Below are 4,812 nucleotides of genomic sequence, written 5' to 3' on the forward strand. Positions count from 1 at the left end.
TGCTGATATTGCGCTCGCCTTCTTCGTTGAACAAGGCGAGGCTGGCATTGATGATTCGTGTGTAAGTGTTGACTTTAGCAATGCGCGGCATGGGATACACTCCTTTGTTTTATAGGCTGTATGAAGTAGGCAGCCAGTTGGGTTCTGCGTGTAATTCTACCTGAAATTGAGTAAATACTGTATTACAAACATATTGTGCCAGCTGGTGGATATCTTGCGCGGATGCATTGTTTTTATTTACCAAAACCAAAGCCTGTCTGTCATGCACTGCCGCACCGCCGATCTGATGGCCTTTCAGACGGCATTGGTCAATCAGCCAGCCGGCCGCGAGTTTGACCGAACCGTCAGGCTGCGGATAGCGCGGCATATTGGGGTATTGTTGCAACAAATCGGCCGCTTTTTCAGCGCTGACAACTGGGTTTTTAAAGAAACTCCCAACATTACCAAGTACGTTAGGATTAGGCAGTTTACTGTTGCGGATTGCACACACTGCATCGGAAACATCTTTGGCCGTCGCCTCACGGCCTTGGCTCAGTTCGGCAACCGCTGCCGCCAAATCGCCATAGCCCAAGTTCGGCACAAAATGCTCTTTCAACGCAAATACAACCGAAACAATCACATAACGTCCCTTGCCTTCCTGTTTGAACAGGCTTTCACGATAGGCAAAATTGCAATCGGCATTGGAAAGCTCGACAAAGGTTTCTGTATCCAAATCAAAGCAGCGTACGCTATGGATAACATCTTTCGCTTCAACACCATATGCACCGATATTTTGTACCGGAGACGCGCCGACTGTGCCTGGAATCAGGCTGAGGTTTTCCAGCCCGCTTAAACCCAGTCCAACCGTATGTAAAACAAAATCATGCCAAATTTCCCCGGCTTGCGCTTCGATATAAACCAGGCCGTCTGAACGCTCAATTTCGCGTATTCCCTTGTTTCCCATATGCACAACCAGACCGGCGTAGTCCTCCATCAAAAGGATATTGCTGCCGCCGCCGAGCCATAACACAGTATCTCGGTTGAACTCGGGCAGTCGGACGATGTTGCGCAACTCGTCGGCATGTTTGAGTGCGACAAATGCTTGAGCTTGGGCTTTCAGGCCGAAAGTGTTGTAGGAGGTGAGGTCGGTTTGGTATTGGATGGGTTGCATGGGCTTAACTTTAAAATAGGAATTCGTTGATTAAATAGCGTAATCATTGGAGAAAGACTGCTTGTATTTTTCAGACGGCCTTATGCGATTTGATCATCTCTTTACTGCAAAGCTCCAGGCACCATACCAATGCGATGGCGGCAATCGTCAGTGAAACGGTCAGCGCGGTCCAGAAGCCGTAAATGCCCATATCGACATGATAGGCAAGCAGGTAGCCGGGCAACAGGCCGCAGCCCCAGAAAGCGGCGGCATGGATGAACATCGGCATTTTGGTCACTTTATAGCCGCGCAACGCATATGAAGCGATACATTGGGTAGCGTCTGCCAGTTGGAATAGGGAGGCGAAAAATAAAACGGTCGCGGCAATGCCTAATACTGCCGCATCGTTGGTGTATATACTGGCCAACTGGAAGCGAAAGATGACCAAGAGCAGCGCGGTGCAGGTGGCAAGTACCCAGCCCAACACCAGCGAAACGCCTGAAATATAACGCGCCCGCAAAAACTCGCGCCGCCCGAGCGAAAAGCCTACGCGTACCGTGCTTGCCGATCCGACGCTTTGCGGAACCATATACAAAATGCCCGACAGGCTGATGACGACTTGTTGGGCGGCGACATAATCCTCGCCGAATGGCGCCACCAAAAAGACGATAAACGAAAACGCGCTGGCTTCTAAAAAATAAGACAAGCCGATGGGCGCGCCGATTTTCCAAATCTGTTTGAAAGCCGCCAAATCAGGTTTGCCGATTTTTGCCGTCAAACCAAACGGACGGAAGAATTTTTCTTTGGCGATATAAAGCCACAAAGCCAATGCGCTGAACCAAAATACCGCTGCCGTTGCCACGCCGCAACCTGCGCCGCCCAAAGCAGGCATACCGAATTTGCCGTAAACAAACACATAGTTCAGCGGCACATTCAACACAAATGCCGCAAAGCTGACCAACATAATTACGCGTGGGCGGTTTAAGCTGGAGGCATAAGCGTGTAGGGCGCGGTGTATCATGGCGGCCGGCATTGCCAAGCTGGTAAAGAGCATATATTGCGCCATAGTGTCTTCAACATAATCGTTCAATGTCAGCCAATGACGGAAAGGCATAATCATCGCCCACATCAACAGCATGCCGAATACGCCCAAACACAAGCCAAACCAAATGCCCTGCATTCCTGTTTTGCCGACTTCTTCGGTTTTACCTGCGCCGTACAGCTGAGCAATCATCGGGTTCAACGCCGCCATCACGCCCATAAAGGTAATGTAAATCGTCGAGAATGCGCTGCTGCCCAAAGCCACCGCGGCCAAATCTTCCTTACCTGAGCCACCGGCCATCACCGTATCGACGAAACCTATACCCACTTGCGCCACTTGCGCCAACAGCATAGGCAGGGCGAGGGCAGTAAGTAGGCGGATTTCTTTTAAGAAAACAGGAAAGGCAAAGCGGTTGAGGTTCAGTAGCATAATTATGTGTGGATTGAGGATAAAGGCCGTCTGAAAACGGAAATTTAAAATTATAAAGGGTAATACTGATAAGCAGGCAATATGTTGTTTAATCGATAAATTTTTCAGACGGCCTTAAATGTCGGATGTTTTTTTACTGCTTCCAACCAGCTGTCCGGCGTTTGAAACTGCATCAGGCCGTCTGAAAGCGACACCGCGGCTTGGGTAGTCGAAGCGCGGGTCAGTTTTTCATTGGTTTCGGCATCGTAAATGGTGTAATCGATACGCAGGCAGCTTTCGATCTCGACGATGTCCATATCAACGCGGATTTTTTGGCCGAAACGGGCAGGGCGGATGTATTTGAGGTTCATCTGCACAATCGGCCAGCTGTACCCTTGCCGTCCCATTTCGTTATAGTCGTAACCGATGGAAGACAGAAAAGCACAACGCGCGGTTTCAAGGTATTTGACATAGTTGCCGTGCCACACGATGTGCATGGCATCTACGTCAAAAAAAGGAACTTCGGTTTCAAAGCTGTGTTGGCAGTAGATGTGTTTTTTCATGGTTTAAAAGAGTGAATGTGATGGTTTCAGACGGCGTCTTCGCCCCAAAAATCATAAAAATTGAACCATTGTAGCGGATTTTGCGCACATTCTTGCGCCAAAATGTCGGCAAAACCCTGCATCGCGTCTTTGACGGCAGCCTCGCGGTTGCCGCGTTTCCAGCTGGAAGTATCGGTAAAGCGGCGCAGTTTCAAATGATAGTGGCCGTTTTGTTTGACGCAAAACAGCGTGTTTACCTGCGTTTTTAAAAGCGAAGCCAACAGCCACGCGCCTTGCGGCATAGGGGCGGTATGGCCTAAGAAATTAATGTCGGCGGTTTTCTCGCCGCGTACAGGCACGCGGTCGGCCGCGATGGCAATCCATTCGCCGTTTTCGATACGGCTGTTCAATTCCATCATCAGGGTGGTGTCCAAATCTGTTACTTGAATCAGACGGATATGATCTGCACCGGCTTTTTGCAATGCCTCGTTAAATGCCTGCGCGTGTTTGCTGTGCACCAATACGTTGAGTCTGAAATCTTTATGGTGCGACACCAGCGCACGGCAAACTTCGGTATTGCCCAAGTGCGAACAGGCAAAAATCTGGCCGCGTTCGTTGCGCTTGATTTGCGAATAGATGTCGTCCGGATCTTCAATCACCAAATCTTCATAACGGATTTTGCGTTGCCACACGGCAAAACGGTCGCAAACTGCTTCGCCAAATGCGACGAATTGTTTGAATACGCTGTGTTTCGGCAGGACGATATGGGGAAAGGTCGTCTGAAGACGGGTTTGATAGCGTAAGACATGACGGCGCGGTTTGGGCGCGGTTGCATAAAAATACAGCACCACAAACCAAATGCACGGCCTCATGAAAAAAGCCGGCAGATAGCGCACCATCAATGTGGTCAGAGTAAGAAACAGGCGGCTGCCGCGTTCGGGCTGCGCCGCCCAATGGGTTTGTTTATTGTCGGTCATGGTTTCAGACGGCCTTTCCGAAAACTTTACCCAATCGGTGTTTCAACATACCAAAAAACAGCCGTGTATGCATTTTGCTGATGCGGACATTGTCGGCAAAGGCATCGAAGTGTGACACGCCGTCGGCGGCATATTGGACGGGCGTTTTAATCCAAACCGGTTTGACGCCACGCCAGTACAGGCGGATAAGGATTTCCGTATCGAAGTCCATGCGGTCGCCTACGGTTTCTTCGCGGACGACGGACAGCGCGGGTGCAAGCGGATAGAGGCGGAAGCCGCACATGCCGTCTTTGATGTCGCATGACCAAGTGTGCAGCATATTCCAGAAATCGGTAATTTTGCGTCCGTAAAGCCGTGCTTTGGGCGCGTCATCGCCGTATTGCGGCCAGCCGCAAACAACGGCTTCGGGATTTTGTTCTGCTGCGGCGAGGAGTTTGGGTGTGTCGCTTAAGCAATGCTGGCCGTCTGCATCAACCTGCAAGACGTGGGTATAGCCATGTTCTTCGGCGTATTCCAAGCCGATTTTGACCGCTGCACCTTTGCCGCCGTTGATGGGACGGTAAAGGACATCAATGCCGTCTGAAACCAAAGCCTGCAATACAGGTTTACATTCTTCACGTGAACCATCGTCCACAATTAAAACGTTTAAACCAAAGCCACGCATGGTTTGGGCAACGTGGCTGATGGTGGTCGGGTGGTTGTAATGTGGAATAA

General features: G+C 50.4%; 5 protein-coding genes and 1 pseudogene. All 6 read right to left on the reverse strand.

Going from position 1 to position 4,812, the window contains the following annotated elements:
* Positions 1–91: pseudogene (locus ACTHUT_RS14045) on the reverse strand (TetR/AcrR family transcriptional regulator); the annotation flags it as partial.
* A gap of 18 nt (positions 92–109) precedes the next feature.
* Positions 110–1,150: a UDP-N-acetylmuramate dehydrogenase gene (gene murB / locus ACTHUT_RS14050; RefSeq protein ID WP_250600285.1), complete on the reverse strand. Its 1,041-nt coding sequence runs from the start codon at positions 1,148–1,150 to the stop codon at positions 110–112.
* A gap of 70 nt (positions 1,151–1,220) precedes the next feature.
* Positions 1,221–2,600, reverse strand: a complete 1,380-nt coding sequence (locus ACTHUT_RS14055; protein ID WP_250600287.1) for an MATE family efflux transporter — start codon at positions 2,598–2,600, stop codon at positions 1,221–1,223.
* 104 nt (positions 2,601–2,704) lie between these two features.
* Complete coding sequence (locus ACTHUT_RS14060; RefSeq protein ID WP_250600289.1) at positions 2,705–3,142, reverse strand: acyl-CoA thioesterase; 438 nt, start codon at positions 3,140–3,142, stop codon at positions 2,705–2,707.
* A 26-nt stretch (positions 3,143–3,168) separates the two neighbouring features.
* Positions 3,169–4,098, reverse strand: coding sequence for an LpxL/LpxP family acyltransferase (locus tag ACTHUT_RS14065; RefSeq protein WP_250600291.1), 930 nt, complete (start codon positions 4,096–4,098; stop codon positions 3,169–3,171).
* A 4-nt stretch (positions 4,099–4,102) separates the two neighbouring features.
* On the reverse strand, positions 4,103–4,810 hold the full coding sequence (locus tag ACTHUT_RS14070; protein ID WP_440418923.1) for a glycosyltransferase family 2 protein: 708 nt from the start codon (positions 4,808–4,810) through the stop codon (positions 4,103–4,105).
* Between the last annotated feature and the right edge of the window lie 2 nt (positions 4,811–4,812).

This window comes from Neisseria sp. P0022.S010 (assembly GCF_051956635.1).